Raw genomic sequence first — 19,036 nt, 5'->3', positions numbered from 1 at the left:
CACGGAGAGGCATAGCGTCGAAGTGCCATACTCCTGGTTTACCCTGATGCCGCCAATCAAGGCATGACGTGTGTTCGCACAAAAATACCCGTCGAAACACACAAAGCCTCGCCAAGCCGCGCCCAACCGGTGTGTACGTGGCATAATCCGTCACCGTTTTTTCCAATCGTCCCAAAGAGGGGGCAAGCTCATGGCTGACAAACAGTTGCACCTGTACGGGATCAAGGCCTGCGACACCATGAAAAAGGCGCGCACCTGGCTCGATGAAAAATCGGTGAACTACGATTTCCACGACTACAAGACGCAGGGCATCGACCGTGAACACCTGACTCAGTGGTGCAACGAGCACGGCTGGCAGACGGTGTTGAATCGCGCCGGCACGACCTTTCGCAAACTGGACGACTCGCAAAAAGCGGACATCGACCAGGACAAGGCGATCGAACTGATGCTCGCTCAACCGTCGATGATCAAACGCCCGGTGCTTGATCTTGGCGACAAGACCCTGATTGGCTTCAAACCCGAACTGTACGCAGCGGCTATCGCCTGATTGAGATAGCCCCAAATTAGAGGTATCCCCATGTCCACTTCCCTGTTCAGCCTGGCCTTCGGCGTCGGCACTCAAAATCGTCAAGGCACCTGGCTGGAAGTTTTCTACGCCCTGCCTCTGCTCAACCCGTCGGCTGAAATCGTTGCCGCCGTGGCGCCAATCCTGGGTTACACCGGTGGCAATCAGGCCATCGCTTTCAACACCGATCTGGCCTCCAAGCTGGCGGATGCGCTGAAATCGGTTGACGCCGCTCAAGCTGCGCTGCTGACCCGTCTGGCCGAGAGCCACAAGCCGCTGGTCGCCACCGTGCTGGCCGAAGACGCCGCACTGACTTCCACGCCTGAGGCCTACCTCAAGCTGCACCTGCTGTCCCATCGTCTGGTCAAGCCACACGGCCTGAGCCTGGCAGGTGTGTTCCCGCTGCTGCCGAACGTGGCATGGACCAGCCAGGGCGCCATCGACCTGGGCGAATTGCCCCAGCGTCAACTGGAAGCCCGTCTGAAAGGCGAGCTGCTGGAAGTGTTCTCCGTCGACAAATTCCCTAAAATGACCGACTACGTCGTGCCGGCCGGCGTGCGCATCGCTGACACCGCACGCGTGCGTCTGGGCGCGTACATCGGCGAGGGCACCACCGTGATGCACGAAGGCTTCGTCAACTTCAACGGCGGAACCGAAGGCCCGGGCATGATCGAAGGCCGTGTGTCGGCTGGCGTATTCGTGGGCAAAGGCTCGGACCTGGGCGGCGGTTGCTCGACCATGGGCACCCTGTCGGGCGGCGGCAACATCATCATCAAGGTCGGCGAAGGCTGCCTGATCGGCGCCAACGCCGGTATCGGCATTCCGCTGGGCGACCGCAACACTGTTGAAGCCGGTCTTTACATCACCGCGGGCACCAAGGTCGCGTTGCTGGATGAGAAAAACGAGCTGGTCAAGGTCCTCAAGGCCCGTGATCTGGCCGGTCAGCCTGACCTGCTGTTCCGTCGCAACTCGCAAACCGGCGCGGTGGAATGCAAATCCCACAAGTCGGCCATCGAGCTGAACGAAGCGCTGCACGCTCACAACTGATCCACTGCCGGCGCGCCTTCATTCGTGATCCGATATGTCAGACGACACTACGCTGTCGTCTGACATACCCTTTTGCGAATGAATTCGCTCCCACAGGACAGAGAGTCAATCCCCATGTCCCTCATTTCTCCATGGCGCGCTGACTTCCCCGCTCTCGACGCCCTCGAACGGCAAGGCCAGACATACCTGGACAGCGCCGCCACCGCACAAAAGCCCCAAGCACTGATCGATGCGCTGACCCATTACTACGCCAATGGCGCGGCCAATGTGCACCGTGCCCAGCACCTCCCGGGCGCGATGGCGACTCAGGCATTCGAGGACACCCGCCGCAAGGCTGCCGAATGGCTGAACGTCGGTTCCTCTGGGCAAATCGTGTTCACCCATGGCGCCACTTCAGCATTCAACCTGTTGGCGTATGGGCTTGAGCATCTGTTTCAGCCGGGCGATGAAGTCGTCATCAGCGCGCTGGAACACCACGCCAATCTCTTGCCGTGGCAGCGGTTGGCGAAACGTCGAGACCTGAAACTGATCGTGCTGCCACTAACCGCTCAGGGCGTGATCGACCTCGACGCCGCAGCCTCGTTGATCAACAACCGTACGCGATTACTCGCCGTCAGCCAGCTCTCCAATGTGCTGGGAACCTGGCAGCCTGTGGCCGAACTGGTCGCACTGGCCAAGGCGCAGGGTGCGCTGACGGTCATCGACGGCGCTCAAGGGGTCGTGCACGGTCGTCACGATGTTGAGGCGCTGGACTGTGATTTCTACATATTTTCCAGCCACAAGCTGTACGGCCCCGACGGCGTGGGGGTGTTGTTTGGTCGCCATCACGCATTGGCGCAATTGCGACATTGGCAGTTTGGCGGCGAGATGGTGCTGCAAGCGGGCTATCAGGATGCGACGTTCCGCCCGGCACCGTTGGGGTTTGAAGCGGGTACGCCACCGATTTCCGGCATCATCGGCTTGGGCGCCACCCTCGATTATTTGAACGATGTCAATCAGGTGGCCGCGGCTGAACACGAAGCCCGTCTGCACGAACTGCTGCGCGCCGGACTGATGTTGCGCGAAGGTGTTCGGCTGGTGGGCGATCCACACGTGGCGTTGGTCAGCTTCGTGGTCGAGGGTGTGCACAACGCCGACCTCGCGCATCTGCTGACCGAGCAAGGCATCGCGGTGCGTGCAGGCCATCATTGTGCGATCCCGCTGATCAGCAGCCTTGGCCTGTCAGGCGCGATTCGCGTGTCGCTGGCGCTGTACAACGACTCCGAGGACTTGGAACGCTTCTTCAACGCACTGGATCAGGCGCTGGAGTTGTTGCGATGAACCTGCCCGAAGACGCGCAAACGGCACTGAACACCTTCAATGCCTCATTGAGTTGGGAGCAACGCGCTCGCCTGCTGATGCAATGGGGTGAGCGTCTGCCCCTACTGGCTGACGACGAGAAAACCGACGAACGCCTGGTTGATGGTTGCGAGAGCAAGGTCTGGCTGCTGGGCGAGGTGATCGACGGTCACTGGCAGTTTCGTGCGGCGAGCGATGCCCGGTTGATTCGCGGGTTGGTGGCATTGCTGCTGGCTCGGGTGAATGGGTTGTCGGCGGCCGAACTGCAGCACGTCGATTTGAACGACTGGTTCAATCAGCTGGGCTTGAGCCGCCAGCTCTCTGCTTCGCGCAGCAATGGGCTGAATGCCGTGTTGCAGAAGATGCGCCAGTTGGCGGCCTGAATACGACGCCGCCCCTATGGAAGCGAATCCATTCGCGAGAAGCGGGTTCAGGCGACAGATATCTATCGTCAGAAATGGCCTTTCGCGAATGAATTCGCTCCCACAGGGGCGGCGGCGTTGCAACAAACAGATGCCATGGGCAATCAGGACTGCGCCGCTTCCTTCGCCTTGGCCCGCTCCGATGGGCGACGCATGCCCGCCACGATTTTCTCCACTGCCTTAGTGGCCGCAACCATGCCAAACGTCGCGGTGACCATCATCACTGCGCCGAACCCGCCTGCGCAGTCGAGTTTCACGCCATCGCCCACAAAGCTCTTCTGCAAACAGATGCTACCATCGGGTTTCGGGTAGCGCAGTTGCTCGGTGGAGAACACGCACGGCACGCTGTAATGACGGGTCACGGTGCGGGAAAAGCCGTAGTCGCGGCGCAGGGTCGAACGCACTTTCGAGGCGAGCGGGTCGTTGTAGGTGCGGTTGAGGTCGCAGACCTGGATCAATGTCGGGTCGATCTGCCCGCCAGCACCGCCGGTGGTGATGATCTGAATCTTGCGACGCTTGCACCAGGCAATCAGCGCGGCCTTGGCGTTGACGCTGTCGATGCAGTCGAGCACACAGTCGATGTCGGGCGTGATGTATTCGGCCATGGTCTCGCGGGTGACGAAGTCGGCCACGGCATGGACTACGCAATCAGGGTTGATCTCGCGAATGCGGTCGGCCATGACATCGACCTTGGAACGACCAATGGTGCTGCTCAGGGCGTGGAGCTGACGATTGCTGTTGCTGACGCAGACGTCGTCCAGGTCGAACAGTGAGATCTCGCCCACGCCACAGCGGGCCATGGCTTCCGCCGCCCAGGAACCCACGCCGCCAATGCCGACCACCGCCACATGGGCCGCGCGCAAGCGCTCCAGGCCTTCAATGCCGTAAAGACGGGCGACGCCAGCAAACCGCGGATCTTCTGTGCTCATGACCAATACCCCAAAAAACCGGCGCGCATTATAGGCCGTGCGTGAAATTGGGACAGCTGTTTGGTGGGGTTGTTTGGTCTGAAAAGCGGCAATGGCCCCCTGAGTGCAACGCAATCCCGAGGGTTGAACATCAACCTGTGGGAGCGAATTCATTCGCGAAAGGTTGTGCGGACGATGCATCTCTATCGACTGCACCGACGTCTCGCGAATGAATTCGGTCCCACGGGGGCTTTCCCCACATATGACGACGAAACGCCCTACATTTTTTTCAGAATAGAACTTCAACCCTCGTCAGCTGCCAAAGCTCTCGCTGGCTGACGTCTCAGCCTCCCCCTGTTCCCCCTTTGGAACCTGAAGTCGCTATGCCATCCCGCAAATTTGGACTCAACCTGGTAGTCGTCGTGGCGATCGCCGCGCTGTTCACGGGTTTCTGGGCACTGATCAACCGCCCTGTGACCACACCCAACTGGCCTGAACACATCTCCGGATTCTCTTATTCCCCTTTCCGCCTGGGACAAAACCCACAGAAGGGCGTGTACCCGTCCGACGAAGAGATGCGTCAGGACCTAGAGTTGATGAGCAAATGGACCGACAGCATCCGCATCTATTCGGTGGACGGCCCTCAGCAGGACATTCCCAAGCTGGCCGAGGAATTTGGCCTGCGCGTGACACTGGGCATCTGGATCAGCCCCGATCTTGAACGCAACGAGCGGGAAATCAATACCGCTATTCAACTAGCCAACACCAATCGCAGTGTGGTTCGGGTCGTGGTCGGCAACGAAGCGCTGTATCGCGAGGAGATCAAACCGAAAGACCTGATGGCGATCCTCGACCGCGTGCGTGCTGCCGTGAAAGTGCCGGTGACCACCTCCGAGCAGTGGCACATCTGGGAGAAATACCCGGAGCTGGCCAAACACGTGGACCTGATCGCTGCGCACATCCTGCCGTACTGGGAATACATCCCGGTGGACAAGGCCGGGCAGTACGTTCTGGATCGCGCCCGAGAACTCAAACACATGTTCCCGAAAAAGCCACTGCTGCTGTCTGAAGTGGGCTGGCCCAGCAATGGCCACATGCGCGGCGGTGCAGACGCGAATCAGGCGGACCAGGCGATTTACCTGCGCACGCTGGTCAACAAACTGAACCGTCAGGGCTTCAAATATTTCGTCATCGAAGCGTTTGACCAGCCGTGGAAAGCCAGCGATGAAGGCTCGGTCGGTGCTTATTGGGGCGTGTACAACGCCGACCGCCAGCAGAAATTCAACTTCGAAGGCCCCGTCGTCGCGATCCCGCAATGGCGAGTGCTGGCCGTGGGCTCGGCCGTACTGGCCATGCTGGCACTGGCGCTGCTGCTGATCGACGGCTCGGCCCTGCGCCAGCGCGGTCGCACTTTCCTGACGTTCATCGCTTTCCTGTGCGGTTCGGTGCTGGTGTGGATCGGTTACGACTACAGCCAGCAATACAGCACCTGGTTCAGCCTGCTCGTAGGATTTCTCCTGGCATTGGGTGCATTCGGGGTGTTCATCGTGCTGCTGACCGAGGCCCACGAACTGGCCGAAGCGGTCTGGACCCACAAGCGCCGTCGTGAATTCCTGCCCGTCCATGCGGACAAAGCCTACAGACCGAAAGTCTCGGTGCACGTGCCCTGCTACAACGAACCGCCGGAGATGGTCAAACAGACGCTGAACGCGCTGGCCGCGCTGGACTACCCGGACTTCGAAGTGCTGTTGATCGACAACAACACCAAGGACCCGGCCGTCTGGGAGCCGGTGAAAGCTCACTGCGAAATGCTTGGCGAGCGCTTCAAGTTCTTCCACGTCGCGCCGCTGGCGGGCTTCAAGGGTGGCGCGCTGAATTACCTGATTCCTCACACCGCAAAAGACGCTGAAGTCATCGCCGTGATCGACTCGGACTACTGCGTTGACCGCAACTGGCTCAAGCACATGGTCCCGCACTTCGCCGACCCGAAAATCGCCGTGGTGCAGTCGCCTCAGGACTATCGCGACCAATACGAAAGCGCGTTCAAGAAGCTCTGCTACTCGGAATACAAAGGCTTCTTCCACATCGGCATGGTGACCCGCAACGACCGCGACGCGATCATCCAGCACGGCACCATGACCATGACTCGCCGCTCCGTGCTCGAAGAACTGGGCTGGGCCGACTGGTGCATCTGTGAAGACGCCGAACTGGGCCTGCGGGTGTTCGAAAAAGGCTATTCCGCCGCGTACGCCCACCACAGCTACGGGCAAGGCCTGATGCCGGACACGTTCATCGACTTCAAAAAGCAGCGTTTCCGCTGGGCATACGGCGCGATCCAGATCATCAAACGCCACGCCGCCAGCCTGCTGCGCGGCAAGGACACCGAATTGACCCGTGGCCAGCGCTACCACTTCCTCGCGGGCTGGTTGCCGTGGGTGGCCGACGGCATGAACATCTTCTTCACCGTCGGCGCGCTGCTGTGGTCGGCGGCAATGATCATCGTGCCGAACCGGGTCGATCCGCCCCTGCTGATCTTCGCGATCCCGCCGCTGGCCCTGTTCTTCTTCAAGGTCGGCAAGATCATCTTCCTCTACCGCCGCGCCGTAGGCGTGAACCTCAAGGATGCGTTCTACGCCGCCCTGGCGGGGCTGGCGCTGTCGCACACCATCGCCAAAGCGGTGCTCTATGGCTTCTTCACCACCAGTATTCCGTTCTTCCGCACCCCGAAAAACGCCGACAGCCATGGCCTGCTGGTGGCAATTTCCGAGGCCCGTGAAGAGCTGTTCATCATGTTGCTGCTGTGGGGCGCAGCGCTGGGCATCTGCTTGGTGCAGGGCCTTCCGAGCTATGACGTGCGCTTCTGGGTGATGATGCTGCTGGTGCAATCGCTGCCCTATCTGGCGGCGCTGATCATGGCGTTTCTGTCGTCGCTGCCCAAACCCAAGGCCCGGACGGAACCGGCCACGGCCTGAAACAATGGAGTGCTGTACTAAACGGCGGCCTTCGGGTCGCCGTTTTGCTTTAAGATACCTGCCGTTTTATCGCCCTACCTCAACTGCGCGGACCTTTCATGACAGCCCCAGCCGATCTCTCGCCCACTCTGCAACTCGCCTGCGACCTGATCCGTCGCCCATCGGTCACGCCGCTCGACGCCGATTGCCAGGCTGTGATGATGAAACGCCTGGGCGATGCCGGTTTCATGCTGGAGCCGATGCGCATCGAAGACGTCGATAACTTCTGGGCGACCCATGGCACGCAAGAGGGCCCGGTGCTGTGTTTCGCCGGCCACACCGACGTGGTGCCGACCGGTCCTGTGAAAGCGTGGCAGAACGACCCGTTCGACGCGTTGATCGATGAACACGGCATGCTTTGCGGCCGTGGCGCGGCGGACATGAAAGGCAGCCTGGCGTCGATGATCATCGCCACCGAACGTTTCGTCGCCGACCACCCCAACCACAAGGGCAAGGTTGCGTACCTGATCACCAGCGACGAAGAAGGCCCGGCGCACCACGGCACCAAAGCGGTCGTCGAACGTCTGGCGGCGCGCAAGGAGCGTCTGGACTGGTGCATTGTCGGGGAGCCGTCGAGCACTACCCTGGTGGGCGACGTAGTCAAGAATGGCCGTCGCGGCTCTCTCGGCGCCACGCTGACCGTCAAGGGCGTTCAAGGCCACGTGGCCTACCCGCATCTGGCGAAAAACCCGATTCATCTGGCCGCTCCGGCGCTGGCTGAACTGGCCGCCGAGCATTGGGACGAAGGCAATGAATTCTTCCCGCCCACCAGTTTCCAGATCTCCAACCTGAATTCGGGCACCGGCGCGACCAACGTGATTCCAGGCGACCTGACGGCGGGGTTCAACTTCCGTTTCTCCACTGAATCCACGGTCGAAGGATTGCAGAAACGCGTGGCCGACATTCTCGACAAACACGGGCTGGACTGGCACGTGGAATGGGCGCTGTCGGGCCTGCCGTTCCTCACCGAGCCGGGTGCGTTGCTCGATGCCGTTTCGTCCAGCATCAAGAGCGTCACCGGCCGTGAGACCAAGGCGTCCACCAGCGGCGGCACGTCGGACGGTCGCTTCATCGCCACCCTCGGCACGCAAGTGGTCGAACTCGGCCCGGTGAACGCCACGATCCATCAGGTCAACGAACGCATTCTGGCCAGCGATCTCGACGTGTTGACCGAGATTTACTACCAGACCCTGGTCAAGTTGCTCGCGTGATGCTGACCTGCCCGATCTGCTCTGCCCCGCTCGATGCAGCGGACAACGGTGTGGTGTGCCCGGTCGGCCATCGCTTCGACCGCGCGCGTCAGGGTTACCTGAACCTGCTGCCGGTGCAGCACAAGAACAGCCGCGACCCTGGCGACAATCAGGCGATGGTCGAGGCGCGCCGGGATTTTCTCAACGCCGGGCATTACGCTCCGGTGGCGAAGCGTCTCGCTGAGCTGGCCGCCGAACGCGCCCCCGCGCACTGGCTCGACATCGGTTGCGGCGAGGGCTATTACACCGCCCAGATCGCCACAGCCCTGCCCCATGCCGATGGTTATGCGCTGGACATCTCTCGCGAAGCGGTCAAACGCGCCTGCAAACGCGACCCGAACCTGACCTGGTTGATCGCCAGCATGGCTCGCGTGCCGTTGCCAGACGCCAGTGTTCAGTTCATCGCCAGCGTGTTCAGCCCGCTCGATTGGGACGAGGCCAAGCGTCTGCTGTCGCCCGGCGGCGGCTTGATGCGTGTAGGACCGACCAACGAACACCTGATGGAATTGCGCCAGCGGCTGTACGACGAAGTTCGCGATTACGCCGATGACAAGCACTTGGCGCTGGTGCCGGAAGGCATGGTCTTGAAACACAGTGAAACCTTGCGTTTCAAACTGACGCTGGTGGACGGTCAGGCCCGGGCTAATCTGCTGGCGATGACGCCCCACGGTTGGCGCGCCAGTGCTGAACGCCGGGCCAATGTCATCGATCAGGCCGAGCCGTTCGAGGTGACCGTGTCGATGCGCTACGATTATTTCGTTTTGCAGTGACCGGCTGACTCAATACCAGACCCGAAACACTGAACACGAAACACCGAATGAATCCGCGAATGGATTTTCCAGAACAACCCAGAGGTATCCATGCGCCAACCCGATATCGAGATTTACCTGAAAGACGCTGACGTCGATCACAAGGCCATCACCACCTGGCTGACCGCCGACATCGGCCCGTGCAGCGAATGGGTGCAGAAAGGCCAGACCTGGAAATGCACCGCCGGTGACATCCCGGTGACCTGGATCCCCAAGGCTGTAGGAAAGTGGAACAGCCTGTGTCTGGACAGCGATAAAACCCCGTGGGACGACGACATCGCCTGCGCCCGCGCCGCTTTCAAAGCCTTGAACGTCGAAGTGCGCTGCGCACCGGGCACGTGGGTCGAGGAAGAAAGCGACGAAGACGCCGACCGCTGGATTCGCATCAGTGCGGACGGTGAGGAAGAGATTACCTGGCGGACGTCGTAAGACGCCGCAAACCAGGGTCGGATGCGCCATGCGTCGTTTTGACGTGCACCTATAAACCTGTGGGAGCGAATTCATTCGCGATTGGCCGGTACATCCGCCAGATGCGTACCGGCTTCACCATCGCATCGCGAATGAATTCGCTCCCACAGGGGATTTACCCGCCCCTTCCCGCCGCCGCTTTGCCCATCCCCGCCATATCCGGCAAACTGACTGCTTCGTGGGCTTTGCCCCTCAGCGCAGAATTCGTATGACCCGCTCCCCGTTTCGCCGTCTCGTGTTCGGCACCTTGCGTCGCCTGCTGTATGTGTGGGTGCGTTCGGAGACGATCAATCAGTCGTCTTTCACCCTCAATCTGGACCGCAGCCGACCGGTGTTTTACGCGCTGCAAAACCCGTCGATGACCGATCTGGCCGTGCTCGACACCGAGTGCCGCAAGGCCGGTTTGCCGCGCCCGGTGCTGCCGGTGGCGGTCGGCGATCTGACCGAGGCCGCTGCGTTCTTTTACCTCACGCCTGAGCCCGACTGGCTGGGTCGTCAAGACAAACGCGGCGCCCCGCCGACGCTGGAGCGATTGGTCGGTGCCGTCACGCAAAACGCCACCGAAGACGCACAGATCATCCCGGTCAGCGTGTTTTGGGGGCAGTCGCCAGACAAGGAAGACAGCCCGTGGAAATTGCTGTTTGCCGACAGCTGGGCCGTGACCGGACGGTTGCGCAAGTTCATCACCATCCTGATTCTGGGCCGCAAGACCCGCGTGCAATTCTCCGCACCGATCCACGTGCGCGACCTCGTCGACGAAAACAAGGGCTACGAGCGCACCGTGCGCATGGCCCAACGTCTGTTGCGGGTGCATTTCCGCAACCTGAAAGCAGCGGTCATCGGCCCCGACATCTCTCACCGACGCAACCTGGTGAAAGGCCTGATCAACGATCCGCTGGTCAAACAGGCGATTCTCGACGAAGCCGCCCGCGAGAAAATTCCGGAAGCCAAGGCCCGGGAAAAAGCCCTGCACTACGGCAACGAAATTGCTTCGGATTACACCTACACCGCCATCCGTTTTCTGGAAGTGGTGCTGAGCTGGTTCTGGAACAAGATCTACGACGGCATCAAAGTCAGCCACATCGAAGGCGTGCAGAACGTTGCGCAGGGCAACGAGATCATTTATGTGCCCTGCCACCGCAGCCACATCGACTACCTGCTGCTGTCGTACCTGCTGTTCCGCAACGGCCTGACGCCCCCGCACATCGCAGCGGGCATCAACCTCAACATGCCGGTCATTGGCGGCCTGCTGCGACGGGGCGGGGCGTTTTTCATGCGCCGCACCTTCAAGGGTAATCCGCTGTACACCGCCGTGTTCAACGAATACCTGCACACCCTGTTCACCAAAGGCTTCCCGGTCGAATACTTCGTCGAGGGCGGCCGCTCGCGCACCGGGCGCATGCTGCAACCCAAGACCGGCATGCTCGCGATCACCCTGCGCAGCTACCTGCGCAATTCCCGTACGCCCATCGTCTTCGTGCCGGTCTACATCGGTTACGAGCGCGTGCTGGAAGGCCGCACGTACCTCGGCGAACTGCGCGGGGCAACGAAGAAAAAAGAGTCGATTTTCGACATCTTCAAAGTCATCGGGGCGCTCAAGCAGAAGTTCGGTCAGGTGTCGGTGAACTTCGGCGAGCCGATCAAGCTGGAAGAGTTCCTCAACCACGAACAGCCCGACTGGCGCACCCAGGACCTGGGGCCGGTGTTCAAGCCCGCGTGGCTGAACGCAACGACCCATTGCCTCGGTGAACGGGTCGCACGTCATCTGAACGAAGCTGCGGCGGTCAATCCGGTTAATCTGGTGGCGCTGGCCCTGCTGTCGACCAACAAGCACGCGCTGGACGACCGCGCGCTGTCCCGAGTGCTCGACCTGTACCTGACCTTGCTGCGCAGCGTGCCGTATTCGCCCCACACCACCTTGCCGGAAGGCGACGGCGCGGCATTGATCGCGCACGTCAAAGGCATGGACCTGCTGTCGGAGCAGAGCGACAGGCTCGGCAAAATCCTTTATCTGGACGAGCAAAATGCTGTCCTGATGACCTATTACCGCAACAACGTGCTGCACATCTTCGCGCTGCCCGCGCTGCTGGCGAGCTTCTTCCAGAGTTCGTCGCGCATGACCCGCGAGCAAGTGTTGCGCTACACCCGAGCGCTGTATCCGTACCTGCAATCGGAGTTGTTCATCCGTTGGTCGCTGGACGATCTGGATGACGTCATCGATCAGTGGCTGGCCGCGTTCGTCGAGCAAGGGCTGCTGCGCTTCGAGAACGACGTCTATTTGCGTCCGGCCCCTAGCTCGCGAAGTTTTGTGCTGCTGACGTTGCTGTCCCGTGCCATCGCCCAGACGCTGCAACGTTTCTACATGGCCATCGCGCTGTTGCTGAACAACGGGCAGCACACGCTGACGGCCGAAGAGCTGGAAGACCTGTGCACGATCATGGCTCAGCGCCTGTCGATCCTGCATGGCCTGAACGCCCCGGAATTCTTCGACAAGAGCCTGTTCCGCCATTTCATCCAGAGTTTGTTGGACGAGGATGTGCTGCGCAAGGACGACACCGGCAAACTGGGCTATCACGAGCTGTTGGGCGAACTGGCCGAGGGTGCCGCCAAGCGGGTTTTGCCGGCGGAAATTCGATTGTCGATTCGCCAAGTGGCACTGCACCGCGATGAAGAGGTCTTAGACGCAGGCCCGAGTGTCTGAGCCATCGCGCTCAACGTACGGCATCTGCGGGCACGCCCCCTTTGTGACATGGAGATTCACCCGATGAAACACCTGATTCTGGCCCTGGCCACCACCGTTCTGGCCGCTTGCGCCGGTCACGCACCGGACAATTTGAAAGGCACCCTCGATGGCGAGGTGTTCTACCTGCAACGCATGGCCCTGCCGCCGACCGCTACCCTGAAAGTCACGTTGCAAGACGTTTCGCTGGCTGACGCACCGGCTCAGACGCTGGCCAGCGAAAGCGGCCCGATCAAGGGACAGGTTCCTTTGCCCTTCCATCTGACCTACGATCAGCAACAGGTCAAGCCGGGCCACACCTATGCCGTGAGCGCGCGCATCGAGGTCGATGGCAAGCTGCTGCTGATCAGCACCGAACGCTATACGGTGGACCTGACGCTGGAAGAGAAACCGCGGGTCAAGATCCGTGTAAACCCGGCCAGCTAAAGGGCCTTTGCCCGATTTTCTTCACCTCCGAAAAGGACGTTACCCATGCTGCTTCGCTCCCTCTCGTTCACTGGCCTGTTCGCCGGGCTGTTGCTCTCGGCCAATGCCTTCGCGCTGTCGCTGGGTGACCTCTCGCAGTCGGACGCCACCGGTGGTCTCAAGGACGCGCTGACCCAAGGTGCGCAGATTGCCGTCAAGCAATTGGGCGTGCCGGGCGGATTCAGCAACAACAAGGACGTGCGCATCGAGCTGCCGGGCAAGCTGGGCAAAGTGGCGAGCAAGATGAAGCTGCTGGGCATGGGCAATCAGGTGGATCAGTTGGAAACCAGCATGAACCAGGCAGCCGAAGCCGCTGTGCCACAGGCCCAGGCGATTCTGGTAGATGCCGTGAAGAAAATGAGCGTGTCTGACGCCAAGGGCGTGCTGACCGGCGGCAAAGATTCGGCCACTCAGTACCTGAACAAATCCAGCCGCGATCAGATCCGCGCCAAGTTCCTGCCCATCGTCAAGCAAGCCACCGACAAAGTGGGCCTGGCGCAGCAATACAACAGCTTCGCTGGGAAGGCCGCGAGCCTCGGCGTGGTCGACGCGAAAGACTCGAACATCGAAGGCTACGTGACCGAAAAAGCCCTCGACGGCCTGTTCGACATGATCGCCAAACAGGAAGAAGGCATCCGCGCCAACCCGGCCGGTGCCGCCACCAGTCTGGCGAAGAAAGTGTTCGGCGCGCTTTAACGGGCACCCTTTCGCGAGCAACAAAAAGCCCCGACACTGCGAAGTGCCGGGGCTTTTTCATGAGCCGCGTTCAGAGATGCAGCCAAGCCATCACGCCGAGCAAGACACTGACGCCCCCTGCGCCGTACGAGACTTTCTGCAGCCACTCCTTGCGGGTCAGCAAGGTGATCGCCGCGAGGGAAATGGCCATCTGAATCGCCATCATCGCCTGCGCCCAGCGGTGGTGAGAATGCAGCACATGCTCGGATTTCTCGTCCCACTCTCGCGCCTGCTCCTCAAGGGCTTCGGCCTTGATCTTGGCCGCCTCTTTATCAGCCTTGTAACGCTGGACCTCCGCGACGTAATGCGCGGTGTCCAGACCGGGCATGTGGCTCGCCAGGTCCGCGAGGTTTTCACGGCTCGACTTGGCCTGGTAGTAATTCCACTGATTCGACGCCTCGGTCTTCTTGATCGCGGCGTTGTTCTTGTCCATCGCCGCTTCGCTTTCAGTGGAACCGGCCTGATAGCTCAACAACGCGCCGACCGTCGCCATGATCGCCGTCATGACCGCGATCTTCCCGGCAAACCGATCCCCGGTGGTGTGCGCATGCTCGACATGATGTTCATGAGGGCTGGGAACTTCGAAGGATTCGGACATGGACTTCTATCGCCTGACACGACGTTGACTCGGAGGTGCTTGAGCAGCCAGAGGCTGGCGGCGCGAATATAGGTGATATTCGTGGAGTCGAGAAGCGGAAGTGACGTTTCGTTCAGGCTGTAGAAAGGCGACGACTTATCCGCCGTCGAACCTCTCCCGAAGCGCCGCTCGATTGCGCAGCGTGAACACCCATTCGCGCCCTACTTTGGTTTTCTCGAACGCGCCGAGAATGGCCAGACCATTCAACGCGGTGGACGCGGTGTTGTACGAGCATTGGAGGTTTTCTTTGACGTTGACCGCCGTAAATTCCTTATCGATGCCGTTGAGCGCTACCTGAAGAACGGCCTTTTGTTTATCGCTGAGTTTGTCGAATAACGAGGACTGCTCAAGCCAATGATCGAAACGCAGGGCGTCGGTCAACGTTTGCCTGTAAAGGGTCAAGAACTCACCCAACGCTCGTGTGATCACGGAGCACTGGTAGTCGATGAAATACGTCAGGTCCATCTCATCGGTTTCGGTGTACAGGTAGGACTTGCCGTATTTGACCGGCGCATTGCGCAGCAGGACGCTAATCGCGATATAGCGAAACGCCGAAAAGTCGTGACGAAACAGATACCAATAGAACAAGGCTCGCGCGACACGGCCGTTGCCATCGCGAAACGGGTGTTCGTAGCCGATCGCAAAGTGCAAGGCGATGGCCTTGATCATCGGGTGCAGATACCCGACCCCATCCCTCTCGTGATGCGTAAGGTTGACCCACTGCGCCAATCGCTCCAGTCGGGCGGCCAGAGCTTGAGCAGGCGGCGGCACATGAACGGTATTGCCGTCGCCGTCTTGAACCACGACATCATCGTTCAACCGAAACTGGCCGGGCGAATAGCTGGCGTCGTCGATGCCTGATACGCCCACTTCGTGTAGGCGAGTGATCAGCGCAAGACTCAACGGCTCGCTGCGCTGTTCCCAGGCGAACTGCATCAGCTCGAAATTGCCGATGATCATCCGCTCATCCGGCGTACGGGGCTGACGGTTGCGCTTTAGCATGTCCTTGGCGACCGCCGTCGTGGTTGCGGCGCCTTCAAGCTGGCTGCTGCTGATGGCCTCGTCTTCGATCAGGTCGTTAAGCAGATAATGAAAATGCGCGTTCTCGCCGATGTGGCCGGTCATGTGCTCAAGCGCTGCCATGGTTGCATGGCGATCAACAAGGGAGACCGCCTTCTGTGCCAGAGGCGTCAGTACATAACCGGCGCTGGCGTGTAGACCGTCTTGTGCAAGGATGGGCATTTGTTGGGAAAGACGAGCCGACTTGACCATGCTCCAGCAGATGCGCGGATCAAGCCCGGCTCGCCAGCGGTGCCGCAATTGATCGAAATGAAGGTAGCGACCCTGATCGTCCAGAGGTTTATGCAGCGCCAGATATTCTGCCGGGTTTTGCCAAAAGCGATTTTCGGCCGTCTGGGCGAACAACTGTTCATGAGAAATCAGGGGAGGCGGAGACTTGAGCATTGATATCTCAATCCATTGAATTGCTGAGACAGCAGTACAGCAGCAAAGCAATCATGTCTCAACCGTTCGAAAAATTGAGACATGATTGAACGACCTCTAAACGGCCTCCCCCTTCTTCACCCTGAACCACGCCGCATACAGGGCTGGCAAGAACAGCAATGTCAGCGCGGTCGCGACGATCAACCCGCCCATGATCGCCACGGCCATCGGGCCAAAAAACACGCTGCGGGACAGGGGGATCATGGCCAGGACTGCGGCCAGTGCGGTCAGGACAATCGGGCGGAAGCGGCGGACGGTGGCTTCGATGATGGCTTGCCAACGGTCGAGCCCGGCGGCGATGTCCTGTTCGATCTGGTCCACAAGGATGACCGAGTTGCGCATGATCATTCCGGACAGCGCGATGGTGCCGAGCATGGCGACGAAGCCGAAGGGCTGGCGGAAGATCAGCAGGAACAGCGTCACACCGATCAGGCCCAGCGGGGCTGTCAGAAACACCATGAACATGCGTGAGAAACTTCTCAGCTGGATCATCAGCAAGGTCAGCACGACCACGATAAATAGCGGCACGCCCGCGTTCACCGAGTTCTGCCCTCGCGTAGAGTCTTCAACGGTGCCGCCGACGTCCAGCAAATAGCCATCCGGCAACTGGGCGCGCACGTCATCAAGCGTCGGCAGGATCTGATTGACCAGTGTGGCGGGCTGTTCCTTGCCATAGATGTCGGCGCGGATGGTCACGTTCGGCAGCCGGTTGCGGTGCCAAATCACCCCTTCCTCGAAGCCGTATTCCAGCGTAGCGACTTGCGACAAGGCGATGCTGCTGCCGTTGGCGGTGGGCACCGAGAGACTTGCCAGCCCGCCCAGATCATGACGTTCCTGTTCGGTGCCACGGAGCAGGATTTCGATCAGCTTGTCGTCCTCGCGGTACTGACTCACGCTGGAGCCGGTCAGCTGGCTTTGCAGGAAGCTCGACAGGTCGGCCGTGGTCACGCCCAACGCTCTTGCGCGGTCCTGATCGACGTTGAGGTACACGACCTTGCTCGGTTCTTCCCAATCCAGGTGCACGTTGACCACGTGAGGGTTCTCGCGCACCTTCGCGGCGACCTTACGCGCCAGCGCCCGCACTTCATCGATGTGCTCGCCGGTCACGCGGAATTGCACGGGATAGCCCACGGGCGGACCGTTTTCCAGGCGCGTGACCCGAGGACGCAACATCGGGAATTGCTCATCCAGCGTCTGAATCAGCCAGGCGCGCAGCGCTTCGCGGTCTTCGATGGTTTTGGCCAGTACGACGAACTGCGCGAAGCTGGCGGCAGGCAGTTGCTGGTCGAGCGGCAGGTAGAAACGAGGCGAGCCGGTGCCGACATACGCTACGTAATTCTCGACCCCGGCATGGGATTTGAGCATCGCTTCCAGGCGCTTGACCTGTTCAGTGGTGTTGCTCAGCGATGCCCCTTCGGCCAGTTTCAGATCGACCATCAGCTCCAGCCTTCCCGAGGCGGGAAAAAACTGCTGCGGCACGAAACGGAAGCTGAAAATCGACAGCGCGAACAAGGCAATGGTCAGCACGATGACCGTCTTGCGCCGCCGTACGCACCAACCCACCAGACCGCGTACACGCGTGTAGAACGGGGTGCCGTAGGGGTCCGGTGCGTCGGGGCCGGAGCCGTGTTTGGCCGCGTGAATTTTCGCCAGATCGGGCAACAGACGTTCGCCCAGGTACGGCACGAACACCACCGCCGCGACCCACGACGCCAACAGCGCGATAGTCACCACCTGAAAGATCGAACGGGTGTATTCACCAGTGCTCGACTGCGCTGTGGCGATTGGCAGGAAACCCGCGGCGGTGATCAGCGTACCGGTGAGCATCGGGAACGCGGTGCTGGTCCAGGCGAAACTCGCGGCCTTGAGCCGGTCGTAACCCTGCTCCATTTTGATCGCCATCATTTCCACGGCGATGATCGCGTCGTCCACCAGCAAGCCCAACGCCAGCACCAGTGCGCCGAGGGAAATCTTGTGCAGGCCGATGCCGAGGTAATACATCGTGGCGAAGGTCATCGCCAGCACCACCGGAATCGCCAGCGCCACCACCATGCCGGTGCGCACGCCAAGGGAAAAGAAGCTCACCAGCAACACGATGCCCAAAGCTTCGGCGAGGACCTGCACGAATTCGCCAACGCTGGTTTTCACGGCAGCGGGCTGATCGGACACCTTGCTCAACGCCATGCCCGCCGGGAGGTTGTTCTGCAAGCGAGCGAACTCGGTTTCCAGCGCGCGTCCCAGAACGAGGATGTCACCGCCGTCCTTCATGGCCACTGCGAGGCCAATCGCGTTCTGCCCCATAAAGCGCATTTCGGGCGCGGGCGGATCATTGAAGCCACGGCGCACGTCGGCCAGATCGTTGATGCGGAACGTGCGATCACCGACGCGAATCGGAAAGTTGCGGATTTCATCGACGGTCTGGAAACGCCCGGTCACGCGCAACTGAATGCGCTCGCTCGGCGTCTCGAAAAAGCTCGCGGCCACGACTGCGTTCTGGGCTTCCAGCGCCTGTTGCACGGCTTGCAGCGGCAGGCCGAGGGTGGCGAGTTTGACGTTGGACAGCTCGATCCAGATCTTCTCGTCCTGCAAGCCGATCAGCTCGACCTTGCCCACATCCTTGACCCGTTGCAGCTGAATCTGAATGCGGTCGGCGTAGTCCTTGAGCACGGCGTAGTCGAAACCTTCCCCGGTCAGCGCGTAAATGTTGCCGAAGGTGGTGCCGAATTCATCGTTGAAGAACGGGCCTTGGGTGCCCGGCGGCAGCGTGGCGCGGATGTCGCCGATCTTCTTACGGATCTGATACCACAGCTCCGGGAGCTTGGCCGAGACGAGGGAATCCCGCGCCATGAACGTGACTTGGGACTCGCCGGGCCGCGAGAACGAGACGATGCGCTCATAGTCGCCAGTTTCCATCAGTTTCTTTTCGATGCGGTCGGTGACCTGGCGCGCCACTTCCTCAGCACTGGCGCCGGGCCACAGCGTGCGAATGACCATGGCCTTGAAGGTGAACGGAGGGTCTTCGCTTTGTCCCAGTTTGGTGTAGGACAACGCACCGACGACAGCCAGAAGAATCATGAGGTATAGGACCATCTGCCGATTGCGCAGGGCCCATTCGGAAAGGTTGAAACGCATCCGTGC

15 protein-coding genes are annotated in these 19,036 nt (G+C 60.6%); 11 read left to right on the top strand and 4 right to left on the bottom strand.

The window, feature by feature from the left end; all coding sequences use genetic code 11:
- The first annotated feature begins 190 nt into the window (after window positions 1–190).
- The 4 genes from ACIQAL_RS01320 to ACIQAL_RS01305 all read left to right on the top strand — a co-directional run bounded on the left by ACIQAL_RS01320 (window position 191) and on the right by ACIQAL_RS01305 (window position 3,333).
- On the top strand, window positions 191–547 hold the full coding sequence (locus tag ACIQAL_RS01320) for an ArsC family reductase (RefSeq protein ID WP_401141601.1): 357 nt from the start codon (window positions 191–193) through the stop codon (window positions 545–547).
- A gap of 30 nt (window positions 548–577) precedes the next feature.
- Window positions 578–1,612 (top strand): 2,3,4,5-tetrahydropyridine-2,6-dicarboxylate N-succinyltransferase, encoded by a 1,035-nt coding sequence (dapD, locus tag ACIQAL_RS01315; protein ID WP_166593549.1) that lies wholly within the window; start codon window positions 578–580, stop codon window positions 1,610–1,612.
- A 114-nt stretch (window positions 1,613–1,726) separates the two neighbouring features.
- Window positions 1,727–2,932: an aminotransferase class V-fold PLP-dependent enzyme gene (locus ACIQAL_RS01310; RefSeq protein ID WP_401141598.1), complete on the top strand. Its 1,206-nt coding sequence runs from the start codon at window positions 1,727–1,729 to the stop codon at window positions 2,930–2,932.
- Window positions 2,929–3,333: a SufE family protein gene (locus tag ACIQAL_RS01305; protein WP_401141595.1), complete on the top strand. Its 405-nt coding sequence runs from the start codon at window positions 2,929–2,931 to the stop codon at window positions 3,331–3,333. The genes ACIQAL_RS01310 and ACIQAL_RS01305 overlap by 4 nt, the downstream gene beginning before the upstream one ends.
- 143 nt (window positions 3,334–3,476) lie before the next feature.
- Here ACIQAL_RS01305 and tcdA read toward each other — a convergent pair whose 3' ends face one another.
- A complete protein-coding gene (gene tcdA / locus ACIQAL_RS01300) occupies window positions 3,477–4,301 on the bottom strand; it encodes a tRNA cyclic N6-threonylcarbamoyladenosine(37) synthase TcdA (protein ID WP_166593552.1) in 825 nt (274 codons plus the stop codon).
- A 362-nt stretch (window positions 4,302–4,663) separates the two neighbouring features.
- Here tcdA and ACIQAL_RS01295 point away from each other — a divergent pair, with 362 nt between their 5' ends.
- The 7 genes from ACIQAL_RS01295 to ACIQAL_RS01265 all read left to right on the top strand — a co-directional run bounded on the left by ACIQAL_RS01295 (window position 4,664) and on the right by ACIQAL_RS01265 (window position 13,719).
- The gene (locus ACIQAL_RS01295) at window positions 4,664–7,252 is read left to right on the top strand and encodes a glycosyltransferase (protein WP_401141592.1); all 2,589 of its coding nucleotides are present in this window, start codon (window positions 4,664–4,666) and stop codon (window positions 7,250–7,252) included.
- Window positions 7,253–7,350: 98 nt separating this feature from the next.
- Window positions 7,351–8,502, top strand: coding sequence for a succinyl-diaminopimelate desuccinylase (dapE, locus tag ACIQAL_RS01290; RefSeq protein WP_401141588.1), 1,152 nt, complete (start codon window positions 7,351–7,353; stop codon window positions 8,500–8,502).
- Window positions 8,502–9,311: a putative RNA methyltransferase gene (locus ACIQAL_RS01285; protein WP_401142377.1), complete on the top strand. Its 810-nt coding sequence runs from the start codon at window positions 8,502–8,504 to the stop codon at window positions 9,309–9,311. The genes dapE and ACIQAL_RS01285 overlap by 1 nt, the downstream gene beginning before the upstream one ends.
- Window positions 9,312–9,401: 90 nt before the next feature.
- A complete protein-coding gene (locus ACIQAL_RS01280; protein ID WP_341959618.1) occupies window positions 9,402–9,779 on the top strand; it encodes a hypothetical protein in 378 nt (125 codons plus the stop codon).
- A gap of 247 nt (window positions 9,780–10,026) precedes the next feature.
- The gene (plsB, locus tag ACIQAL_RS01275; protein WP_401141585.1) at window positions 10,027–12,519 is read left to right on the top strand and encodes a glycerol-3-phosphate 1-O-acyltransferase PlsB; all 2,493 of its coding nucleotides are present in this window, start codon (window positions 10,027–10,029) and stop codon (window positions 12,517–12,519) included.
- Window positions 12,520–12,582: 63 nt separating this feature from the next.
- Entirely contained in the window at window positions 12,583–12,984 is a 402-nt protein-coding gene (locus ACIQAL_RS01270; RefSeq protein WP_166593557.1) for a YbaY family lipoprotein, read from the top strand.
- A gap of 45 nt (window positions 12,985–13,029) precedes the next feature.
- Window positions 13,030–13,719, top strand: coding sequence for a DUF4197 domain-containing protein (locus ACIQAL_RS01265; RefSeq protein ID WP_401141581.1), 690 nt, complete (start codon window positions 13,030–13,032; stop codon window positions 13,717–13,719).
- A gap of 70 nt (window positions 13,720–13,789) precedes the next feature.
- On the opposite strand, the gene ACIQAL_RS01260 is transcribed toward ACIQAL_RS01265, so the two are convergent.
- The 3 genes from ACIQAL_RS01260 to ACIQAL_RS01250 form a co-directional block, all read right to left on the bottom strand.
- Window positions 13,790–14,356, bottom strand: a complete 567-nt coding sequence (locus ACIQAL_RS01260; RefSeq protein WP_401141579.1) for a DUF4337 domain-containing protein — start codon at window positions 14,354–14,356, stop codon at window positions 13,790–13,792.
- A 135-nt stretch (window positions 14,357–14,491) separates the two neighbouring features.
- Entirely contained in the window at window positions 14,492–15,859 is a 1,368-nt protein-coding gene (locus ACIQAL_RS01255; RefSeq protein ID WP_401141576.1) for a Fic family protein, read from the bottom strand.
- A gap of 96 nt (window positions 15,860–15,955) precedes the next feature.
- Window positions 15,956–19,030 carry an efflux RND transporter permease subunit gene (locus tag ACIQAL_RS01250; protein WP_401141575.1) on the bottom strand — a complete coding sequence of 1,025 codons (3,075 nt, stop codon included), beginning with the start codon at window positions 19,028–19,030 and terminating at the stop codon, window positions 15,956–15,958.
- Window positions 19,031–19,036 lie beyond the last annotated feature (6 nt).

Source organism: Pseudomonas sp. NPDC088368 (genome assembly GCF_044753445.1).
Classification (GTDB): domain Bacteria; phylum Pseudomonadota; class Gammaproteobacteria; order Pseudomonadales; family Pseudomonadaceae; genus Aquipseudomonas; species Aquipseudomonas bambusae.
The sequence above is the reverse complement of the archived record's forward strand: the minus strand, read 5'-3'. Positions and strand labels throughout refer to the sequence as shown.